Source organism: Bradyrhizobium sp. Gha (genome assembly GCF_900113735.1).
In the GTDB taxonomy this organism is placed as follows: Bacteria; Pseudomonadota; Alphaproteobacteria; order Rhizobiales; family Xanthobacteraceae; genus Bradyrhizobium.
This window is the reverse complement of the sequence record NZ_FOQM01000003.1, coordinates 382,472-403,697: the sequence shown is the minus strand read 5'-3', so window position 1 is coordinate 403,697 and position 21,226 is coordinate 382,472. Positions and strand designations below refer to the sequence as shown.

The 21,226-nt window shown below is 62.8% G+C and carries 15 protein-coding genes and 7 pseudogenes; 16 read left to right on the top strand and 6 right to left on the bottom strand.

All coding sequences use genetic code 11. The features are described from left to right. Window positions 1-8: 8 nt before the first annotated feature. The 5 genes and pseudogenes from BM222_RS07625 to BM222_RS07610 all read right to left on the bottom strand — a co-directional run bounded on the left by BM222_RS07625 (window position 9) and on the right by BM222_RS07610 (window position 6,293). Window positions 9-1,940 (bottom strand): alkyl/aryl-sulfatase, encoded by a 1,932-nt coding sequence (locus tag BM222_RS07625; protein ID WP_092227767.1) that lies wholly within the window; start codon window positions 1,938-1,940, stop codon window positions 9-11. 237 nt (window positions 1,941-2,177) lie between these two features. Continuing rightward, window positions 2,178-3,461, bottom strand: a complete 1,284-nt coding sequence (locus BM222_RS42990) for a TRAP transporter large permease (RefSeq protein WP_349509850.1) — start codon at window positions 3,459-3,461, stop codon at window positions 2,178-2,180. Between the two features lie 234 nt (window positions 3,462-3,695). Further along, window positions 3,696-4,028 (bottom strand): annotated as a pseudogene (locus BM222_RS42985) (TRAP transporter small permease); the annotation flags it as partial. Between the two features lie 276 nt (window positions 4,029-4,304). Beyond that, window positions 4,305-5,306 (bottom strand): DctP family TRAP transporter solute-binding subunit, encoded by a 1,002-nt coding sequence (locus BM222_RS07615; protein WP_092227648.1) that lies wholly within the window; start codon window positions 5,304-5,306, stop codon window positions 4,305-4,307. Between the two features lie 216 nt (window positions 5,307-5,522). Beyond that, window positions 5,523-6,293, bottom strand: a complete 771-nt coding sequence (locus tag BM222_RS07610; protein WP_092227647.1) for a methyltransferase domain-containing protein — start codon at window positions 6,291-6,293, stop codon at window positions 5,523-5,525. Window positions 6,294-6,434: 141 nt separating this feature from the next. Here BM222_RS07610 and BM222_RS07605 point away from each other — a divergent pair, with 141 nt between their 5' ends. The 16 genes and pseudogenes from BM222_RS07605 to BM222_RS07530 all read left to right on the top strand — a co-directional run bounded on the left by BM222_RS07605 (window position 6,435) and on the right by BM222_RS07530 (window position 19,494). Continuing rightward, window positions 6,435-7,178: an SDR family NAD(P)-dependent oxidoreductase gene (locus BM222_RS07605; RefSeq protein ID WP_092227646.1), complete on the top strand. Its 744-nt coding sequence runs from the start codon at window positions 6,435-6,437 to the stop codon at window positions 7,176-7,178. 392 nt (window positions 7,179-7,570) lie between these two features. Next, window positions 7,571-9,016: a glucan biosynthesis protein G gene (locus BM222_RS07600; protein WP_092227645.1), complete on the top strand. Its 1,446-nt coding sequence runs from the start codon at window positions 7,571-7,573 to the stop codon at window positions 9,014-9,016. After that, window positions 9,004-11,145 carry a glucans biosynthesis glucosyltransferase MdoH gene (gene mdoH / locus BM222_RS07595; protein ID WP_244547027.1) on the top strand — a complete coding sequence of 714 codons (2,142 nt, stop codon included), beginning with the start codon at window positions 9,004-9,006 and terminating at the stop codon, window positions 11,143-11,145. The genes BM222_RS07600 and mdoH overlap by 13 nt, the downstream gene beginning before the upstream one ends. Window positions 11,146-11,396: 251 nt before the next feature. Then, window positions 11,397-11,606 carry a cold-shock protein gene (locus BM222_RS07590; protein WP_008134109.1) on the top strand — a complete coding sequence of 70 codons (210 nt, stop codon included), beginning with the start codon at window positions 11,397-11,399 and terminating at the stop codon, window positions 11,604-11,606. A gap of 395 nt (window positions 11,607-12,001) precedes the next feature. Next, window positions 12,002-12,235: a hypothetical protein gene (locus BM222_RS07580; protein ID WP_092227643.1), complete on the top strand. Its 234-nt coding sequence runs from the start codon at window positions 12,002-12,004 to the stop codon at window positions 12,233-12,235. Window positions 12,236-12,560: 325 nt separating this feature from the next. After that, window positions 12,561-12,977, top strand: a complete 417-nt coding sequence (gene arr, locus BM222_RS07575) for an NAD(+)--rifampin ADP-ribosyltransferase (protein ID WP_092227642.1) — start codon at window positions 12,561-12,563, stop codon at window positions 12,975-12,977. A 326-nt stretch (window positions 12,978-13,303) separates the two neighbouring features. Next, complete coding sequence (locus tag BM222_RS07570; RefSeq protein WP_092227641.1) at window positions 13,304-14,701, top strand: MFS transporter; 1,398 nt, start codon at window positions 13,304-13,306, stop codon at window positions 14,699-14,701. Between the two features lie 140 nt (window positions 14,702-14,841). Beyond that, window positions 14,842-15,084 (top strand): annotated as a pseudogene (locus BM222_RS41935) ((2Fe-2S)-binding protein); the annotation flags it as partial. After that, window positions 15,078-15,284 (top strand): annotated as a pseudogene (locus BM222_RS41930) (hypothetical protein); the annotation flags it as partial. The pseudogenes BM222_RS41935 and BM222_RS41930, both read left to right, overlap by 7 nt. After that, window positions 15,275-15,430: pseudogene (locus BM222_RS41925) on the top strand (cytochrome C); the annotation flags it as partial. The pseudogenes BM222_RS41930 and BM222_RS41925, both read left to right, overlap by 10 nt. 1 nt (window position 15,431) lies before the next feature. Next, window positions 15,432-15,527 (top strand): annotated as a pseudogene (locus tag BM222_RS41920) (cytochrome c family protein); the annotation flags it as partial. Between the two features lie 24 nt (window positions 15,528-15,551). Then, window positions 15,552-15,834 (top strand): annotated as a pseudogene (locus BM222_RS07550) (thiosulfate oxidation carrier complex protein SoxZ); the annotation flags it as partial. After that, window positions 15,819-16,337, top strand: a pseudogene (gene soxA, locus BM222_RS07545) (sulfur oxidation c-type cytochrome SoxA); the annotation flags it as partial. The pseudogenes BM222_RS07550 and soxA, both read left to right, overlap by 16 nt. Window positions 16,338-16,412: 75 nt before the next feature. Next, window positions 16,413-17,738: an ABC transporter substrate-binding protein gene (locus BM222_RS07540; RefSeq protein ID WP_177243058.1), complete on the top strand. Its 1,326-nt coding sequence runs from the start codon at window positions 16,413-16,415 to the stop codon at window positions 17,736-17,738. After that, window positions 17,735-18,673, top strand: a complete 939-nt coding sequence (locus BM222_RS07535) for a carbohydrate ABC transporter permease (RefSeq protein WP_092227639.1) — start codon at window positions 17,735-17,737, stop codon at window positions 18,671-18,673. The genes BM222_RS07540 and BM222_RS07535 overlap by 4 nt, the downstream gene beginning before the upstream one ends. Continuing rightward, window positions 18,670-19,494, top strand: coding sequence for a carbohydrate ABC transporter permease (locus tag BM222_RS07530; RefSeq protein WP_177243057.1), 825 nt, complete (start codon window positions 18,670-18,672; stop codon window positions 19,492-19,494). Before BM222_RS07535 ends, BM222_RS07530 begins: the two co-directional genes overlap by 4 nt. A 57-nt stretch (window positions 19,495-19,551) precedes the next feature. On the opposite strand, the gene BM222_RS07525 is transcribed toward BM222_RS07530, so the two are convergent. Then, entirely contained in the window at window positions 19,552-21,219 is a 1,668-nt protein-coding gene (locus BM222_RS07525) for a regulator (RefSeq protein WP_092227765.1), read from the bottom strand. Window positions 21,220-21,226: the final 7 nt, after the last annotated feature.

Below are 21,226 nucleotides of genomic sequence, written 5' to 3'. Positions count from 1 at the left end.
CGCGCGCCCTACACCACCACCGACCGCTTCGGCTCCACGATCTCGAACATCCGCGGAAATTCGTCCATCAGTCCCATGAGCTCGGCGAGCTTCATCGGATTGCCCGACAGCTTGACCTTGCCGGCGGCGACCGCTTCCGGAAAGCTGGTCAGCTTTGCGATCACCTCGTCCAGCGTCGCCCGCGCGAGCGTGAAGCTGGCGTCGGCGTTTCCGGCCTGCACACCTTCGGTGTAGGTCAGCGCGCTGTTTTCGAGGTTCAGCACGAACGTCTCGCCGGTATCCGAAAAGCGCCAGTTCAGCACGATGTGCTTGCCTTCCGCCTTCGGTCCGTTGAGGCGGATGCCGAGCACGTCCCAGAGCTGCGAGGTGCGAAGAGCGGCCAGGGTCTCGCGCGGCATCGGTGCGCGCGGCGGCGTCTGGGGCATGCCTTGGCGGAGCTCCTGGGCGCCGAACAGATAGGCGTTGCGCCAGGTCGAGCTCTCGGCGGCATAGCCGAGCTGCTCCATCGTATCGGCGAGCAGTGCGCGCGCCGCCGCATTGTCCGGCTCAGCGAAGACGAGATGGCCGAGCGCCTGCGCCACGAAGCGGAATTCGCCCTTGTCAAAATCCACGCGCGCACGCGAGAGGATTGCATCCGCGCCGCCCATATACTCGACATATTTCTTGCCGGACTCGGCCGGCGGCAGTGGATCGAGATTGACCGGATTGGCGTCGTACCAGCCGAGATATTTCTGGTAGATCGCTTTCACATTGTGCCTGACGTGACCGTAATAGCCGCGGCCGTGCCAGGCACCGTCGAGGCTGCCCGGCAACCGGATCGCCTCGGCGATCTCGGCGGCGTTCAGGCCGTGATTCATCAGGCGAATGGTTTGGTCATGCGTGAATTTGTAGAGGTCGCGCTGCTCGCGGATCATGGTGTCGATGCGCTCGCGCCCCCACACCGGCCAGTGATGCTGGCCGCACATCGCCTCGGCCTTGCCGCCCCAGAGATGCAGGGCTTCGTTGAGGTACTTCGACCACGCCAGCGCATCGCGCACATCGGCGCCGCGGAACGGCAGCAGATTGTGGAAATTATGCGTGCAGTTCTCGGCGAGGTTCAACAGCTTGTAGCGCGGCAGGAAGAAGTGCATCTCGGCCGGCGCTTCGCTGTTCGGTGCCATCTGGAATTCGAACGCGACGCCGTCGATCACGCGCTTGTCGCCGGTCGCCATGATCAGATCGGTCGGGCGCAGCAACGCGACCGCGCCCGCGGCCATGGTCTTGCCGAGGCCGCAATCGACATGGCCGCGCACGCCCTTGGCGAGGAACGGTCCGAACTGGTATTGCGCCCGGCGCAGCATCGCGGGACCCGCGATGATGTTCTCGGAGACGGCGTGCTCCATGAACAGATCAGGTGCGATGATGGGCACGCTGGCCCTGGCGAGCGCATCCTCGTCCAGCACGCCGCGCGCGCCGCCCCAGTGATCGGTGTGGGTGTGGGTGAAGATCACGGCTGCGACCGGCCTCATGCCGCGGTGCTTGTAGTAGAGATCGAGCGCGGCGCGCGCGCCTTCGATCGAGGTCAGGGTGTCCACGACGATGACGCCGCTGTCGCCCTCGATCAGCGTCATGTTGGCGATGTCGAGCCCGCGGACCTGGTAGACCCCCGGCACCACCTCGAACAGCCCGTGCTGCATGTTGAGCCGCGCCTGCCGCCACAGGCTGGGATTGACGGTCGGCGGCGCCTGATCTGTAGACAAAAAGCCATAGGGCTCGAGGCTCCAGACCGTCCGCCCCTGCGGGTTCACGATCTTCGCGTGCTCGATCGTGCCGAGAAAGCCGCGCGCAGCGTCGTCGAAATCCCGTGTGTCGGAAAACGGCAGCGCATTCAGCACCGCCTGATGCTGCGCAATGACGGAAGGCGTTGCGCCCTTCGGCTCGCTGCTGGAGATTTCGGTCATCATGTCCTCCCGGCCTGATGCGTGGCATCTAACCGCATCGCGCGGTCGATTGCTACGCCGGGGCGGGAGGCAACAATGGTATCCTTCCCTTCTCCCCTTGTTGTGGGAGAAGGTGGCGCGAAGCGCCGGATGAGGGGTATGTCTCCACGCGGTGGACTGTTCGTGAGGAGAGATACCCTTCACCCGGCTTCGCTATCGCAAAGCCACCCTCTTCCACAAGGGCAGAGGGTTGCACCGTCAATGCATCCCCAGCACCCGCGGCAGCCACAGCGTCAGATCGGGCCAGTAGGTCACGATGACGAGGAAGCCGAGCATGGTGAGCAGCCACGGCATCACCGCGCCTGCGAGATCCGTGATGCGCATGCGTGCGATCATCGAGGCGACGTAGAGGTTCAAGCCGACGGGCGGATGGCAGAGGCCGACCTCCATGTTGACGTCCATGACGATGCCGAAATGGACGAGGTCGATGCCGAGCTTCTTGGCCGCCGGCGCCAGGATCGGCGCCATGATCAGGATGATCGAGTTCGGCTCCATGAAATTGCCGGCGAGCAGCAGCAGCACGTTGACGACCAGCAGGAAGCCGACCCAGCCGAGATTTTGCGCCGCGATCCAGTCCGCAAGGATCGTCGGGAGGTTCTCGTTGGCGAGCACGAAGGAGAACAGCACCGCGTTGGTGACGATGTAGAGCAGCATCGCGCTGGTGTTGGCGGCGCGCAGCAGCACCCGCGGCACGTCCTTCATGCCGATCGCCTTGTAGACGAACACCGCGATGACGAAGGAATAGACCGCGGCCATCGCGGCGGCTTCGGTTGCGGTGAACAGGCCGCTATAGATGCCGCCGATGATGATGACGACCAGCATCAATCCCCAGACGCTCTCGCGGAAGGCACGGATGGTCTCGCCCCAGGTCGCCTTCTTCAGCCGCGGATAATCGCGCGTTCGCGCGAGCCACCAGGTGACGATGCACAGCATCGACGTCAGCAGGATGCCGGGCAACAGGCCTGCGACGAACAGCGCGCCGATCGAGGTGTTGGTGGACACCGCGTAGACGATCTTCGGGATCGACGGCAGCATCAGGATGCCGAGCGAACCGGCGACGGTGATGATGCCGGCGCCGAAGCGCATGGGATAGCCGTGGCGGACCATCTCGGGCAGCACGATGGCGCCGATCGCAGCGACGGTGGCCACGCTCGAGCCGCAGACCAGGGCGAACATCGCGCAGGCCACGATGCCGGCGAGCCCAAGGCCGCCATGCCAATGACCGATCAGCGAGGTCGCGAAATTGATCATGCGCCGGGCCACGCCGCCATGGGTGAGGAAGTTGCCGGCGAGGATGAAGAACGGGATCGCCATGATCTCGAAGCCTTCGATGCCCGTGAACAGCTTCATCGAGACGGCTTCGATCGGAACCGCGGTCAGCGTGAACAGGAACGTCATCACGGTGAGACCGAGCGCGATCGAGACCGGGATGCCGGTCAGCATCAGCGAGATCAGGAGCCCGAACACCGTCGCAGCGCGCATCCATTGCGGCAGAGCGAACACGCCGAACTTCTCGGCAAGGCACATCGCGAAAATCAGGACCGGCGCCAGGATCAGGATCACGCCGAGCGGCGAGACTTTTCGGGAAGCCGCTCTGGTTGCGGCGCCGGCGGGCTGCGGATGCAGCGCCGGAGAGACATCGGCCTCCACGCCCTCGACGTGGGTCTCGTCATGATGCGGCAGCTCGCCGGTCCAGAAGTAGGACCATGAGACCTGGAGGAAGCGGAAGCACATCAATCCGGAGCCGAGCGGGATCGCCAGGTAGACGAACCACATCGGCGCTTCCAGATCGTTGGACTGCTGCCCGGTGTGGAACATCTCTCGCACGAAGGAGGCGCCGAAGGCGGCGATCATGCCGGTGAACAGCGCGCCGCACAGCAGCGAGAACAGGATGACATGCTTGCGCGAATGTTCGGGCAATCGGTTGACGAGCAGATCGACGCCGACATGGATGCCGGTTCGCACGCCATAGGCCGCGCCGAACTTCGCCATCCAGATGAACATGTAGATGCAGAGTTCCTGCGCCCAGGACAGATCCAGCTCGGACATGAAGGTGAACACGGCCATCGACGCCGATGCCAGCCAGGTCAGCCCGTGAGCGGCGGCCCATCGCGACAGATTGATCGATTCGCCCGCACCATAACGGTGCACGACGGCAATGAAGATCAGTCCGGTTGCAGCCGCAATGAGCGTCGCGATCAACCATTCTTCGAGATGATTGAGCAACTGGTTGAGCACGCGCAGCAAATCAGAATCCCCCTATCGACACGAAACGGTCGGGAGCCTTCACTCCCGACCGTTGGTACTGTTCTCCACGAAGGCGCGTCAGTTCATCTTGACGTCGAGTTCCTTGGCAATGACATCGAGCACCTCCTGCCCGACGCGGCCCTTTGCCCATTTATAAGTCGGCTGCATCGCTTCCTGCCATGCCTTGCGGTCGGCGTCGCTCAGATAATGCAGCTGCGTCTTGCCGGTCTTCTTGATCTCGGCCAGCGCGTCCTCGTTCTCCTGGTGCGCGATCTGGTTGGTGTAGTCGGTTGCGTCCGCCATCGCCTTCTCGAGCTGGGTGCGGATATCAGGCGGCAATCCGGACCAGAATTTCGAATTGACGATGACGGCGTATTGCAGATGCGCGTGATAGGACACGGTGATGTCCTTCTGCACCTCGTAGAATTTCTGGGTCAGATAGTTCGACGCGGTGTTCTCGCAGCCGTCGACCACGCCGGTCTGCAGCGCCTGGTAGACTTCGGAGAATGCCATGATCTGCGGGATCGCGCCGAGGATGCGGAAATACTGGTCCGCGATCTTGGATCCGGATATCCGGAATTTCAGGCCCTTGAAATCCTCCGGCTTGATCAGCGGTCGGTTCGACGACACCATGTGGAAGCCATTGTCCCAATAGGCGAGCCCGGTGATGCCCTTGGTCTCGAGCTTCTGGAACAACCACTTGCCGACCGTGCCCTTCATCGCGGCGGAGTAGGTCGCTTCGTCCTTGAACAGCCAGGGCAGGTCGAGTGCCTCGAACTCCTTGATGCCGAGCGGGGCGAATTTCGCAGTCGAGGGCGCGAGCATCTGCACCGAGCCGAGCTGGAGCGCCTCGATCTCCTCCTTGTCCTTGTAGAGCGAGGAGTTCGGATAAACTTCGACCTTGACCTTGCCGTCCGTATATTTCTCGGCGAGCTCCTTGAACTTCAGTGCGCCCTTGCCCTTCGGCGTATCATTGGCGACGACGTGGCTGAACTTGATGATGATCGGGCTCTGGGCCTGGGCAACCGCCGGGGCCAAAGCGAACGCGGCCGCAGCGACCGCAAAGAGCAATTTGCGCATGAAGGACCTCCCCAACAACCCTGGAAACCAGGTTCTTTTTTTGTTTGTGCAGGTCAGTAGTGGCAGCAATCGGCACCCCGAACAACTAGACCTAAGCCCAATTTGCCACAGCGAAGCTATGCCGCAGGGAAGCTATCTTGCTCGTGGTCGCATGCGCAACCCGGCGCCCGCTCCACTGACGGGAGCGAGCGCTTATGTCGCATCGCCGAAGGGCAGTTAACCTTTGCGCTGGGCGACCATGAACAGCCGCCGGAACGGGAACAGCGTCTGCCCCGCGCCATTCTTCGGATAGGCCTTCGCAACGCGCTCTCCATAGGCGGCTTCGAATGCAGCCTTCTCGTCGCCCTCGAGCACGTCGAGATAGCGCGTCAGCCAGGTGCCCTTGGTCCATTCCTTCACGGGATTTTCGCCTTCGAGCACCTGGAGATATTCGGTCTCCCAGATGTCGATATTCGTAGACAGCGGCGCGAGTACATCGTGATAGAAGGCGGGCCCCTCGACCGGCGGCGGCGTGACGAGGTGCTCGACCTTGGACCGCCAAGGCCCGTTCAGGGCCGTCTCGCCGATCAGCACGTGCGATGGCGCCAGGAAGTTGCGTGGCATCTGCACGGCAAGCATGCCGCCGGGCGCGACCTTCTCCATCAGCGAAGGGAAAAGTGCCGCGTGATGGGGCAGCCAGTGCAGTGCGGCATTGGAATAGACGACGTCATATTGCCTCGCGGGATGCCAATGGCCGAGGTCTTCATGTGACCATTCCACATTCGGCGCGGCCTTGCGCCCGGCAGCGACCATCTCGGCGGAGCCCTCGACACCCGTGACCGCAGCGGACGGCCAGCGCTCCTTGATCAGTTTTGTGACGTTGCCGGCGCCGGCGCCGAGATCGGCGACCGTGCGCGGGCCGATGTCGGGAATGCGCATCAGCAGGTCGACGGCGGGCCGGAGCCGGTGACCGGAGAATTTGAGATATTGCTGCGGATCCCAGACCATTGGTCGAGCCTTTTCTTTTTGGTGTTTCCTTTGCGAGGGGTCTTGGTTACCACTGCTCGTCCCGCTCAGGCAATTCGCTGGAGCCAGGACGGGCGGGAAGCGAAAGCAAAAAGCAAGAACCAATCAAGAGAGCGTGTGACCATGGATCTCGGGCTGAAATCGAAAACCGCTGTTGTCACCGGCGCCAGCATCGGCATCGGGCGCGCCATCGCCAAGGGCCTCGCTGCCGAAGGCGTGCGCGTGGTGGGCGTGGCGCGACGCACCGACCTGCTCGTCGAGCTGGTGAAGGAGGTCGGGGGCGGCCTGATCACGCCGTTCGAGCAGGATGTGATGGCGGAAGACGCGGCGGAGAAGATTTCCGCTTTCGCGCTGAAGGAGCTCGGCCATGTCGACATCCTCATCAACAATGCCGGCGGCAGCCGTCCCCTCCCCATCGATGCGCCCGACAGCAAATGGGACGAGGCGATCGCGCTGAATTTCACCAGCTACCGCCGCATCGCGCATGCGCTGCTGCCGCAGATGATCGAGCGCAAATGGGGCCGCATCGTCAACATCACCGGCAAGTCGGAGCCGGAAGGCCTCAACGCCGCGTTCGCAGCGAAGGCGGCGGTGCATGCCTGGGCCAAGGGCCTGTCGCGCGAGATCGGCGAGCACGGCATCACCATCAACTGCATCCCGCCCGGCCGCATCATGAGCGAGCAGATCCGCCGCAACTACGCGCCTGACTATCGCGAGCGCTTTGCCGAGGAAGAGATTCCGGTCGGCTACTGGGGCGAGCCGGAAGACCTCGCCGCGCTTGCGGTGTTCCTGGCGTCACCGGTGGCGCGCTACATCACGGGAACGGTGATCCCGGTGGATGGCGGGTTGAGACGGTATCAGTTCTAGGAGGCTGCTGATTCCGATGCGGCCCTAACGAGAGTCCGCTTAGACGTCGGGCGGAACAGATCGTTCGCAAGGCAATTGGTCCGCCACTGGCCACCCCAACATGACGCCAGCCGCGACTTGCGGCTCGCCGATATCCCATCACGCGACATCGCTGGCTTAACTTGATCGGTGATGGAGCAGACGGGCGGCTGCTTCGGATCCAAAGACGACCCCTGAATTCGCCCGATCATCCGCCAAAATTATCGCCGTCGCGCCACGTCGCCCAAGCGGAACTCCGGGGAACATGGGTCGTTTCCTCCCTTGGTTCGAACCGGGGAGATCCAAGCGTGAACCGCCGTCAACTTCTTCGCGCGTCGGCTGCTGTTTCAGCTGTCACTATACTGCCGCGTGCAATGGCGGGCGAGACGGGCTCCGCTCAGTCCTTCAGTCCTTCCTACGTACGCGAGCTTGCCCGCGCGCTTGCGGCCAAGCCGTTCGCGCCTGCCGACGAGAAGCTGCCGGATGCGCTGATGAATCTCAACTATGACCAATACCGATCCATTCGTTTCGCGCCCGAGAAGGCGCTATGGCGTGATGAGAAGCTGCCGTTCGAGGTGCAGTTTTTTCATCGCGGCTTCTTCTACAAGAACAGGGTCGAGATCTTCCAGGTCGCGGACAAAAGCGTCACGCCGCTTCCCTATCGGCGCGATGACTTTTCTTTCGGGGAAGGCCTTGGGCAATGGCCGGATCTCGACATCGGCTTTTCCGGATTCCGCGTCCACGCTCCCATCAACCGGCCGGATTATTACGACGAGGTTTGCGTATTCCTGGGCGCGAGCTACTTTCGCGCCGTCGCAAAGGGGCAGACATACGGCCTGTCGGCGCGCGGACTGGCGATCAATACCGGCGAAAGCAAGGGCGAAGAGTTTCCGGTGTTCAAGGCGTTCTGGCTGGAAAAGCCTGCGCCGAATGCCTCCTCCCTCGTGGTGCATGCGCTATTGGACAGCAAGAGCGCGGCAGCAGCCTACCGGTTCACCATTCGACCCGGCCAGACCACGGTCTTTGACGTCGAGATGGCCCTATATCCGCGGGTCGACCTCGAGCATGCCGGACTCGCGCCGATGACCAGCATGTTCTTCTTCGGGCCGAACGACCGCAAGGATTTTGACGATTTCCGCCCGGCGGTTCACGATTCGGATGGACTTGCGATCTTCAACGGCAGGGGTGAGCAGCTCTGGCGCCCGCTCAACAATCCGCACGATCTGCAGGTCAGCAGCTTTGCCGATCGCAATCCAAGCGGCTTCGGCCTGATGCAGCGGGAGAGGAATTTCGCCGCCTATCAGGATCTCGAATCCAGCTTCGAAAAGCGCCCAAGCCTCTGGTTCGAGCCGATCGGCGATTGGGGCGAAGGTGCCGTGAAACTGTTCGAAATTCCGACCAAGGAGGAGGTTCACGACAACATCGCCGCGCTTTGGCAACCCAAGCAGCCGTTGACGGCCAAGAGCGAGCACATCTTCACCTATCGGCTCCACTGGGGGCCCGACGCGCCGAAACCCGAAGCGCTGGCGCGGTTCACGCGAACCGGGATCGGCAGCCGGGGCGACGACAGCAAACTGTTCGTCCTGGAACTCATGGGCGATCAACTCAAGGCCGCGGATCCCAAGACCATGAAAGGAGTGGTGACCGCTGAAAAGGCCGAGATCAGCAACGTCGTCACCCAACCGAATCCCATGACAGGCGGATGGCGTCTGAGCTTTCAATGTGCGGTCAAGGGGCAGACGGCGATCGAACTGCGAGCCTTCCTGGCGCAGGGCGATGCGCCGGTCTCCGAGGTGTGGATCTATCGATGGACGCCCTGAAGCAGTTCCCATCGCCACCGCAGAGCGCCCTCGGCCGCCCGTTCCTGCCGCCGGAAAGTCCACTCCCGATGTTGCCGTGTCGGCTGGGCCGCGCGGCAGACTCCGGCCGGGATCCGGTTCGTCCCGGGGCCGCCCTGATAGTTCGACGCCTCTTCATCTTCGTCGGTACGGCTTTGCTGACGGCTGCCGGCGGCTACGGCATGTACGACGTGGTCGAAGTGGGTGGCGTGACCTTTCTCGAAGCGGTGCTGCTCGGCCTCTTTCTCGTGCTGCTCGCCTGGGTCGCGTTCTCCTTCATGTCCGCGCTTGCCGGATTTTTCGCGCTGCTGACGCGTCGGCCTGCCGGACTGCCGCTCGACACCACCGGCTCCTTGCCTGAGGTGACGTCGCGCACGGCGATGCTGATCCCGACCTATAACGAGGACCCGCATCATGTGATGGCGCGGCTGCGCGCGATGTATGAATCGGTCGACGCGACGGGATATGGGGAGAAGTTCGACTGGTTCTTGCTGAGCGACACGACTGACCCGGACATCTGGATTTGCGAGGAGATGACCTTCATCCAGCTGCGCCGCCCCTGCGGCTTGGATCGGTTGTACTACCGCCATCGCTCCGACAATACCGCACGAAAATCCGGCAACATCGCCGACTGGGTCAGCAGGTTCGGCGCAGGCTACGATCACATGATCGTTCTCGACGCAGACAGCCTGATGGAAGGCGATACCGTCGTGCGCCTTGTCCACGCGATGGAAACCGATCCCGCTGCCGCGCTGATCCAGACGCAGCCGGTCATCGTCAACGCGCGCACGCTGTTCAGCAGGTTGCAGCAGTTCTCGGGGCGCGTTTACGGCCCGATCGTCGCTGCCGGCAATGCCTGGTGGCACGGTGGCGACAGCAACTACTGGGGCCACAACGCCGTCATCCGCGTGCGGGCCTTCGCTGCGGAGGCAGGCTTGCCGGAACTGCGCGGCCGCAAGCCTTTCGGAGGCCACATCCTCAGCCATGATTTTGTCGAGGCCGCGTTGATGCGCCGCGCCGGGTGGAGGATCTATATGGCACCGAACATTGGGGGCAGCTTCGAAGAGGTCCCTCCGTCGGTGCTGGACTTCGCGGGGAGAGATCGTCGCTGGTGCCAGGGCAACCTGCAGCACCTCGCGGTCCTGCCGGCGCGCGGGCTATACTGGGTGTCCCGGCTGCATCTGCTGACGGGCATCGGCTCTTATCTCACCGCGCCGCTGTGGCTTCTGTTCCTGGTGCTCGGCCTGCTCATCTCGTTGCAGGCGCACTTCATCCGCCCCGAATACTTTCCGAAGGGCTTCAGTCTGTTTCCCACCTGGCCGCAACAGGACCCGGTGCTCGCGGCCCGGGTCTTTGCCGCCACGATGGGACTTCTGATCTTGCCCAAGCTGCTGGCCTATGTCTTGGTGATTAGCCATCGCGAGGGACGCATGGGTTTCGCCGGAAGCGTTCGCCTGCTGCTGGGGGTGTTTTGCGAAACTGTCCTCGCGGCACTGATCGCGCCGTGCATGATGATCTTCCAGAGCAAGGCGGTCGTCGAAATTCTCGTCGGGCGGGACGCGGGATGGCAGGTGCAGCGCCGAAGCGATGGAGAGCTTGCGCTCGGCGAGATCTATCGCAAGTTCGCCGGACCCACCCTGTGCGGCCTGGTCCTTGCGCTCAGCGCCTATGCGGTCTCTCTGCCGCTGCTGCTTTGGATGTCGCCTGTGGTGCTGGGTCTCCTGCTTGCAATTCCGCTGGGAATAATAACGTCGGTACGGTTGAAGGCGCCCGGAGTTTTTGCAACGCCGGAAACCAATAATCCGCCCGCCGTGGTGCTCCGCGCGAATGAATTGGCCGCATCGGAGCCCATCGAAATGGCCAAAGCCCTGCACCAGCTCAGCCGGGATCCGGAGTTGCTGGGCGAGCATCTGGATTCGCTCTCGCTTGCGAGCCCTCGCAAGTTTGGCCCTGTCCATGTGCCTCTGGCGACGGCACGCGCCAAGGTCGAGGAATGCGAAAGCTTCGAGGATGCGGCCGCGTGGCTCGACAAGTCTGAATTGCGGGCGGTTCTCAGCCATCCCACGCTGCTCCGGAGAGTCCTGGAGATGCCTCGTGGCAGGCAGGGATAGGGCGATGGCGAGATCGGCGAGCACGGCATCACCATCAACTGCCCTTTTCGGTGCGACATCGCGGCGGCCTGACCGAAGCAAATTCGCTTGCTCCTTGCAAAAGCCTGGAGTTGATATATATTGGTGGAGTTCGATCAGCCGCTGTGCCTTGTTGAATGCGCCCGCGGGCTCCTTTTCCAAAGACATCGTCGAAGTTGAAGATAATCGCGCGATTGTCGCGCGACATGCGCTTGCGCGCTTTGGAGAAGAGAATGCCGACAGGCACCGTTAAGTGGTTCAATGGCCAGAAGGGCTTCGGATTTATTCAGCCGGACGACGGCGGCAATGATGTGTTCGTGCACATCAGCGCGGTCGAACGAGCAGGCCTGGCGGGCCTCGCCGAAGGCCAGAAAGTCAATTTCGAGGCCAAGACCGACAAAATGCGAGGCAAAGTCAGCGCTGAAAATCTCTCGCTGGCTTGATATCGTGGCTCCGTTCCACGGATGTACTGGAACGGCGTCAAAGCCCGCTTGATCTTCGGATCGAGCGGGTTTCCTCTATCGAGGAGCAGCATGAACGATGAGCGCCAGGAAATCGGCCGGGCCTACGCCTGAGGCTATTGCGCGTTCCGACCGCAAGCGCTTGGCCGCCGAAGAGGGAGCGCAGGCTTTGGCTGATGTCGAAAGGCAGGCCCTTGCCGTCCGCGCGAACATGGCGCGGCTTCGAGAAGCGCGCGAGGCCAAGGAAGCGGCGGACGCAGTTCTTCAGCATACCTCGCGGCGCCCGCGCCCAGGAAGCGATCGAGAAAACCGCCGCGATAGTCATCTTCGAAGCCCTTCAACGGAATCCGTGGGCCGTCACATGCCGGAAAGCGCGGATGGTGCGTAGAATCAAATCGGACGGCGGAACGATCATTTTCTTTCTCGCCTTCGGCGCAAATCGGCAGATGTGCCGGCTCGCAACGACGTTTGCCACGCAGAAGCAGGCTTTGAGCTACCTGCAGAAGCATCGGACCGAGTTCGAGCGTGTGGCGCGTGCGCGCCTTGCTTCAGGAGAGCTCGAAGACGGGATTGTCGTGCTGTCGATGCTTGAGGCAGATCCGCCAGCTTGACCATCGTCGCATTGCTGGCACATGAATTCACCGCATGAGACAGGCGCGATCGTGCACCACCCTCAGTCACTGATGCCCGAAATCCGTACCGGCGATCCAGTCCAACTGGCAGACATCGACATCTGTTGCATCGGTAGATCGCGAACGGCAAAATAATCCCGCCCGGCTTGGCGCCGTTCGGTGAGAGCTATTGTGGAATTGCCTCTGCATTCCGCCGGCGGCATCTAGGTGCAGCGGGTGCTCGCTGTCGTGTTGGGCTTGGTCGTGACGGCACGACCCTCTCCCTTTCGCTGTGAGATCGCGCCACGAATTTGGGAATCGCCTTATGTCGACTGCCGCAACCATGTTCACGCAATCGTTCTTCCACGGCACACGCGCCGATTTGAAACCCGGCGACCTCATCGTCGTCGGCCACGCCTCCAACTTCACCGACATCGAGCCGCTGTCCTGGGTTTATTTCACGGCCACGCTGGACGCCGCGATCTGGGGCGCGGAGCTCGCCGCAGGCAGCGGGCCGGGGCGGATCTACGTCGTGGAGCCGACCGGGCCGATGGTCGACGATCCGAACGTCACGGACAAGAAGTTTCCCGGCAATCCGACGCTGTCCTATCGCTCCCGCGATCCGCTGCGGGTGATTGCCGAGGTGACGCGGTGGCAAGGCCATGCGCCCGAGCGGCTGCAGCAGATGACCGACAATCTCGCCCGCCTGAAGGCGGAGGGCATCAACAACATCATCGACTAGCCTCGCGAGACCAGTGGCCGCTCCGCACCAGCTGGCTTTGCCGCCATGATGACATCGTGCCGGTGTTTTGCCCGACGTGTCAACTTATCCGGCGCCGCGGAGGTCGCAACCGAGCCGGCTGAAAAACCCCTTCTCCATCAAGGGGCCTTCTACGGTGCATGGGGTTGTTTTCGGGCGCGCGGCTCACGCCGCCTGCAATGTCTCCGCGATCGCGGCGCCCGACCTTCGCGCATACAATGCATGCAAGCATATGCCTGTGGAAGGCGCCGCAAGCGTAGTAGACGCCAGAGATCGTCGAGGCCAGATCGCCGGAGCAAGCGCAAGGCATGACCATCACGTTACCTGCCGCTGCGCGCGAGCCCGATCATCCCAAAGCCGATGGCCTGCCGGCCGAGCAGCGCCGCTGGGCGATCGCGGCGATCTTCACGGCCCTGGCGATGGCCTCACTCGACACCGCGATCGCCAACATCGCGCTGCCCGCCATTGCCGCGGATCTGCATGTCAGCCCGGAGCAGTCGGTCTGGGTGGTCAACGTCTACCAGATCGCGCTGGTGGCCACGCTGCTGCCGCTCGGGGCGCTCGGCGAGATCGTCGGGCACCAGCGCATCTATCTCGGCGGTCTCATGCTGTTCACCATCGCCTCGCTGTTCTGCGCAGTGGCGTGGTCGCTGGACAGTTTGCTGGTCGCACGCACGCTGCAAGGCCTGGGCGCCAGCGGCATCATGAGCGTCAACACGGCGCTGGTGCGTTTCGTCTATCCCGGCCGGATGCAGGGCCGCGGTTTCGGCCACAATGCGCTGGTGGTCGCAACCGCCTTCACCTTCGGTCCCTCGATTGCGTCTGCGATCCTAGCGGTCGGCCCATGGCCGTGGTTGTTCGCGGTCAACATCCCGTTCGGCCTCGTCGCAACAGGCATCGGCCTTGCGATGCTGCCGAAGACGCCGCGCGCCGATCACGGCTTCGATTTCCTCGGCGCGCTGCTCGCTTCCGCCTGCCTCGGCCTGTTCATCACCGGCATCGGCAGCGCCGCGCACGATATGTCGCCGCTCGTCGTGGCCGTCGAGCTCGTCACGGCGCTCGCACTCGCCTTCGTCCTGACGCGGCGTCAGGCCGATCATCCCGCGCCGATGCTGCCGATCGATTTGTTCGCCAGGCCGATGTTCGCGCTGTCGGCGGCGACCGCGGTCTGCTCCTTCGCGGTGCAAGGCCTCGCTTTCGTCTCGCTGCCGTTCTATTTCGAGGACGTGCTCGGACGCTCGCAGGTCGAGACCGGCTTCTTCATGACTCCGTGGCCGCTGGTGGTCGGCGTCATGGCGCCAATCGCGGGCCGCCTCTCCGATCGCCATCCGGTTGGCCTGCTGGGCGGCATCGGTCTCATTCTGCTCGGCCTCGGCATGGCGCTGCTCGCATGGCTTCCGGCGAGCCCGAGCATCCCTGACATCGTCTGGCGGATCATGATCTGCGGCATGGGGTTCGGTTTCTTCCAGGCGCCGAACATGAAGGCGATCATGGGAAGTGCGCCACCGCATCGCGGCGGCAGCGCCTCGGGCATCGTCGCAACTGCGCGACTGACGGGGCAGACGACCGGTGCTGCGCTCGCCGCGGCCTGCTTTGCCATGGCGGGCCACAACGGCGCCGCGGTGGCGCTGACGTTGGGCGCAGGCTTTGCCGCACTCGGCAGTGTCATGAGCTTCCTGCGGCTGGCGGTGAAGTCAGACTCTTGATTTGAACCGTTCCAGTCTGGCGGACACATTGCGCCGCTGGGTCCATCGGTGGATGGGCCAATCAGGGGACGTGCGATGGCAAACCCAACAATCAACGGAAAAACCTTCACACTCGACGTCGAGCCGGATACGCCGCCGAGGGCAAGAAGATCACCACCATCGAGGGACTCGCGTCCGGCGGCACGCTGCACGAGGTGCAGCAGGCCTGGATCGCCAAGGACGTTCCGCAATGCGGCTCTTGCCAGAGCGGCATGATCATGGCCGTGGCGGCACTGCTGAACGACAAGCCGAAGCCGACCGATGCCGACATCGACGAGGCCATCACCAATATCTGCGACTGCGGCACCTTCCAGCAGGTGCGCGAAGCGATCCACACGATCGCGGCCAAGGCTCACTCACCGGCCTCGCCCAGCTCGTTGCCGAGGAGCTCGAATGCGACTGGTCGAAAGTCACGACCGAATCTCCGACACCTGGCCAGAGCGTCGCCCGCAAGCGCGTCTGGGGCGATTTCTCGACCGGCGGCAGCCGCGGCATCCGCAGTTCGCAAGACTATGTCCGCAAGGGCGTCACCGCGCGCATTATCTGAAAACGAAGAAGCCGCGCTCCAAAATCTTGATTCTCGATGCGAAGGACAATTTCTCGCAACAGCGGCTGTTCGCGAGGGCATGGAAGGAGCTCTACGGCGACATGATCGAACGCATCGCCCTGTCGCAAGGCGGCCGCGCCACCTGACCTCGCGCCGGATCTCACCGGCGCCGGGAACCGCTGGACGGTGAGCCAGTTGCGGCTTCGAATGGTTGACGCCTCGCGTTTCAACCCGGACACCCGCCTGCACTGACGAGATGAACTGATGGCCGCGCTCATCAACGTTCCCTCGAAGGCCAAACGCGGCGAGATCATCGAGATTCGTACGCTGACGCCACACCATGGACGGTGCAGTGGTGGCACGCGATATCATCACGAGCTTCAGCTGCCGCTACAACGGCACCGAGATCTTCCGCGCCGACCTGTTTCCGGCGATCGCTGCCAATCCCTATTTGTCCTTCTTCACGGTAGCCATGGAGAGCGGCAAGTTCGAGTTCGAATGGATCGGCGACAACGGCTATTCGTCGGCCGCGTCGCTGCGCGCTACCCCGCCTTCGACAAGGCGCTGGGGCGGCCCGTCACGCTCGATCAACGCATCAATCTCTGCCGCACGGATCAGCAGCAGGCGAGCCCGCTGCCCTACGAGAGCCGCGACATCCTGGCGCTATCCGCCTTCGTTGCCCATCAGTCTCGCGGAATCGCGATCACGGCAGGCGACGATCCGCAGCTTAAGCGTTTCGTCGAGCAGGGTCGCAATCTGTTCAGGCAGCGCGAAGGTCAGCTCAACCTGAGCTGCGCCAATTGCCATGACGACAACTTTGACAAGCACCTCGCGGGCTCGCCGATCACGCAAGCGCAGCCGACCGGTTATCCGCTGTATCGCCTGGAATGGCAGAGCTTGGCATCGCTGGAGCGGCGCTTGCGCAGCCGCATGACCGGCGTCCGTGCCCAGGCCTACGAGTACGGCGCGCCCGAGCTGGTCGCGCTCGAACTCTATCTGATGTCGCGGGCCCGCGGAATGCCGATGGAAACGCCGGCGGTGCGACCGTAACGCCCAAATTAGGGCTAGGCAGGCGTCGAACGGTCGCTAGTATCCCCCCAAATTGAGTCACAGGGAGGAATTAACGTGGCTGACCACAAAATCTCGCGCCGTACGCTTTTGACCGGCACCGCGGCAGCTGGCGCGCTCAGCCTGACAGGATTGCCGGCGCGCGCCGAGGTCAACTGGAAGAAATATGCCGGGACCAAGCTCGAGGTGATCCTCGCCAAGGGCCCACGCGGCGATAATCTGCAGAAATACGTCAAGGAATTCACCGAGCTCACCGGTATCGAGGTCGAATCCGAGCAGATTCCCGAGCAGCAGCAGCGCCAGAAATGCGTCATCGAGCTGACCTCCGGCCGGCCGAGCTTCGATGTCGTCCATCTCAGCTATCACGTGCAGAAGCGGCAGTTCGAGAAGGCCGGCTGGCTCGCCGACATGACGCCCTTCATGAAGGACCCGACGCTGACGGCGCCCGACCTCGTCGAGAGCGATTTCTCGGCCGCCGGCCTGCAATACGCCAAGAACGAGAAGGGCCAGATGCTGTCCCTGCCCTGGTCGGTCGATTATTTCATCCTCTACTACAACAAGGAGCTCTTCCAGAAGAAGGGCGTGGCCGTCCCCAAGACCCTCGACGAGATGGTCGCGGCTGCGGAGAAGCTCACTGACCCCAAGGAGGGAATCTACGGATTCGTCGGGCGGGGTTTACGCAACGCCAACATGACCTTGTGGACCAACTTCTTCCTCGATTATGGCGGCGAATTCCTCGATGCCAAGGGTAACATCCTGACCGACGGCCCTGAAGCGGTCGCCGCGACCAAACTCTATCAAACGCTGCTGACGAAAGTCGCGCCGCCCGGCGTCGCCGGCTTCAACTGGATGGAGTCGATGGCTTCGTTCACGCAGGGACGTTCGGCGATGTGGATCGACGGGGTCGGCTGGGCGCCGCCGCTGGAAGATCCGGCCGCATCGCGCGTGGTCGGCAAGGTCGGCTACACCGTCGTGCCGGCCGGACCGAAGGGCCAATATTCGGCAACCTATGGCGACGGCGTCGGCATTCCCGCTGCGAGCAAGAACAAGGAAGCCGCCTATCTGCTCTGCCAGTGGATTGTTTCCAAGAAGCAAGGCGCGCGGCTGTTGCAGGCTGGCGGCGGCGTGCCGTTCCGCAACTCGATCCTTGGCGATGCCGAGGTCCAGAGCGGTGTCAAGATGCCGAAGGAATGGCTGCAGTCGGTGATCGATTCCAGCAAGATCAGCAAGCTTGGTCTTCCCGTCGTGATCCAGGTTGCCGAATTCCGCGACATCGTCGGCGCGGCGCTCACTGCAACCTTGTCCGGCGCCGATCCCGCAGCCGAACTGAAGAAAGCGAACGATCAATTTCGTCCGATCCTGGAGCGTAGCGAAAAGGCGTGAGTGCGTTGACACAATCGACTCCGGCCGCGGCACGGTTTGATGCCGGGCCGGAGAAAGAGCTGCGGCCGCCGTCCTATTGGCCGTTCGTGGTGCCGGCGTTGCTCGTCGTGCTCGCGATCATCATCTTCCCCTGGGTATTCACCATCTGGATGAGCCTGAACGAATGGAAGGTCGGCTCGCCGACCACCTTCGTCGGATTCTCCAATTATCTGCGGCTGACCAGCGATCCCCGTTTCATCGAGGCGATCGGACACACGCTGGTCTACACTGTGTTGTCCGTGCTGCTGCCGCTCGTGTTCGGCACTTTCGCGGCTGTGGTGTTTCACCAGAAATTCGCCGGACGCGGTTTTCTGCGCGGTATCTTCATCATGCCGATGATGGCGACGCCGGTGGCGATCGCGCTGGTCTGGACCATGATGTTCCACCCGCAGCTCGGCATACTGAACTATCTGCTGTCGCTGGTCGGAATCCCGGCGCAGCTCTGGGTATTTCATCCGGCAACCGTCATTCCGTCGCTGGTGCTGGTCGAAACCTGGCAATGGACGCCGCTCGTGATGCTGATCGTGCTCGGCGGCCTCGCCGCGATACCGACCGAGCCCTATGAAAGCGCGCAGATCGATGGCGCCAATCTCTGGCAGGTGTTCCGCTTCATCACGCTGCCGCTGATCATGCCGTTCCTGTTCATCGCCGGCATGATCCGCATGATCGACGCGGTGAAGAGTTTTGACGTCATCTTCGCGATCACGCAGGGCGGGCCGGGAACGGCGTCGGAGACGATCAATATCTATCTCTACAGCGTCGCCTTCACCTATTATGACCTCGGCTACGGCTCGGCGATCGCGGTCGTATTCTTCCTGCTGATCGTCCTGCTTGCGGCGATAATGCTCTATGCCCGCCAGCGTATGTTGTGGACCGAAATCGCGAGCGACGCATGACACCACGTCAAATCATCGGCAAGATCAGCCTGTGGTTCGCGGTGCTCGTCATCGTGTCGCCGGCGATCCTATTCTTTCTCTGGATGGTGTCGCTCTCGCTGAAATTCGAGGTCGACAATGCGGCCTACCCCCCGGTGTTCATTCCCGAGCACTTCGCCTGGAAGAACTATGCCGACGTGCTCGCCTCCAACCGCTTCGTCACCTACTTCTTCAACAGCCTGATCGTTACCGGCAGCGCGACCGCGCTCGCGCTGATGGTCGGCGTCCCCGCCGGCTATGGCATCGCGCGCATGGCCGCCCACAAATCCGCGATCGTGATCCTGATCGCCCGCATCACGCCCGGCCTGTCCTATTTGATCCCGCTATTCCTGCTGTTTCAATGGCTGGGACTGCTCGGCACGCTGGTGCCGCAAATCATCATCCATCTGGTGGTGACGGTGCCGATCGTGATCTGGATCATGATCGGTTATTTCGAGACCACCCCATTGGAGCTGGAAGAAGCCGCGCTGATCGACGGCGCCACGCGCTGGCAGGTGTTCCGGCATGTCGCGCTGCCGATCGCCAAGCCCGGCATCGCGGTCGCCTTCATTCTCGCGGTGATCTTTTCCTGGAACAATTTTGTGTTCGGCATCGTGCTGGCCGGACGCGAGACCCGTACCCTGCCGGTCGCCGTCTACAACATGATCTCGTTCGACCAGCTGAGCTGGGGCCCGCTTGCCGCCGCCGCGCTGATCGTCACCCTCCCGGTGCTGTTGCTCACGGTGTTCGCCCAGCGGCAGATCGTGGCCGGGCTTACGGCAGGCGCCGTCAAGGGGGGTTAGAAATGAAACAGCCGGGCGATCAAACATGGCCCGGCTGCTTTTTATGTTTTGCCTCCGCTACTCCGCCGGTGCGGCCTGCATCTCCGGGTGCGCACCATAGTCTTCGGTGGCGCCGAGCTTGCTGGCTGCGAACAGGCCCGCTGCCATCACGGCATAGGCGAACGCCACCGCGGGCGTCACACCGAAGCCGCCACCGATGCCAACAGCTTCACCATGCATGAAGCCGAAATAGGTCAGCACCGCGCCGACGAGTGCGAAGGCTGACGCCTTTTCGAAGTCACGCTCGATGATGAACACGCCGATCGCCCCCAGAATGAGCCCGCCGAGGATGGAGCCGCCGCCCATGACCTCGAGCCCGTGATAGAACACGCCCTGCTGCGGCAGAGCGGCAATCGCTGCACTCTTCACTGCGGCGGCCTTGTCGGCGGCCATGCCGCCGACGGTAGCCGCCGCATTCATGGTCGAGCCGAGCATGGTGTCGATCTGGAGCTTGGCCCATGCGGCGAGATGCGGTGTAAAGGCCAGCGCCACGGCGGGCGCGTGCTTCGACGGCGTGGTCTGGAACGCCTGGGCGGTCATCAACATGCCGATATAGAGCAGGATCGGCGAGATCGCGACGACAGGCACCAGCGCCAGCAGCACCGAAATGACACCGAACCAGGACAGCACCACAACCATGATGCCGGTTGCGGCCGAATAGCCGATCCGGCCGCCCATCGCCTTCCAGCCGGGATGGCCGATATAGACCGCGTTGATGAAGGGATTGCCCATCAGGCAGCCGATCAGGCTGACGACGCCGTCGGCGGTCAGCACACGCGTGGTCGGATATTCGTCGCCCGCGGCCTCCGCGCTCTCGACGTTATCCATGGCCTCGACGAGATCATAGATGCCGAAGGGAATCGCGGTCACCAGGATGACTCCGAGATATTCGAAGCCGGAGAAGACGTAGTTCACCGCAGGAATCGGCACCGAGAAGCCGAAATTGGCGAAGGCATCACCGACGCCCTTGACGCTCAATCCTCCGAGGCCGAGACCAAACAGGTTCGAGCCCCATGCGATGATCATGCCGACCACGATCGCGATCAGACCGGCCGGAACGCTCTTCGGATATTTCACGCCGCCGAACCAGCTCACCAGAATGATGGCGAAGCAGACCAGACCGATCTGCGGAGTCATGTACATCTCGAGCGCCGGGCGCATCGCAATGAAGGTCAGCGAGACGCCTGCAAGCGTGCCGAGCAGCGCCGCGCGTGGCGTGATCTTGCGTATGAATGGTGCGATAAAGCCGCCGATCATCAGGATGAAGCTCTGGAAGAACACCCAGACCAGCCCCGCCGACCAGCCCTTGAGCGGATCGCCGGTCTTCAGCGTAACAGGCAGCATGATCACGAACGTGACAATGAACATGTGCGGCACGCTGACGCCGGACGGCAACGCGCAGACATCGCTGCGGCCGGTCTGCTGCGCGAGCCGATAGGCGAGGTATGCGTAGTAGAAAGTGGAGAGGCACATCATCAGCCCGAGCGCGGGCAGGATACGGCCAAACACGAGACTGTCAGGCATCTTCAGGACGAAGCGGAGCAAGCCCGTGAGCACCAGCATGTTGACGAGGATGTTGGTGCCGAAGCCGAAAAACGCGTTCCAGTCACCCGATGTCCAAAGTGCCGGCTTGAACTCGGACTTGTCGATCTCAGATTTGGCGGCCGTCCCCTTCAACGTGCTCATGGTCATA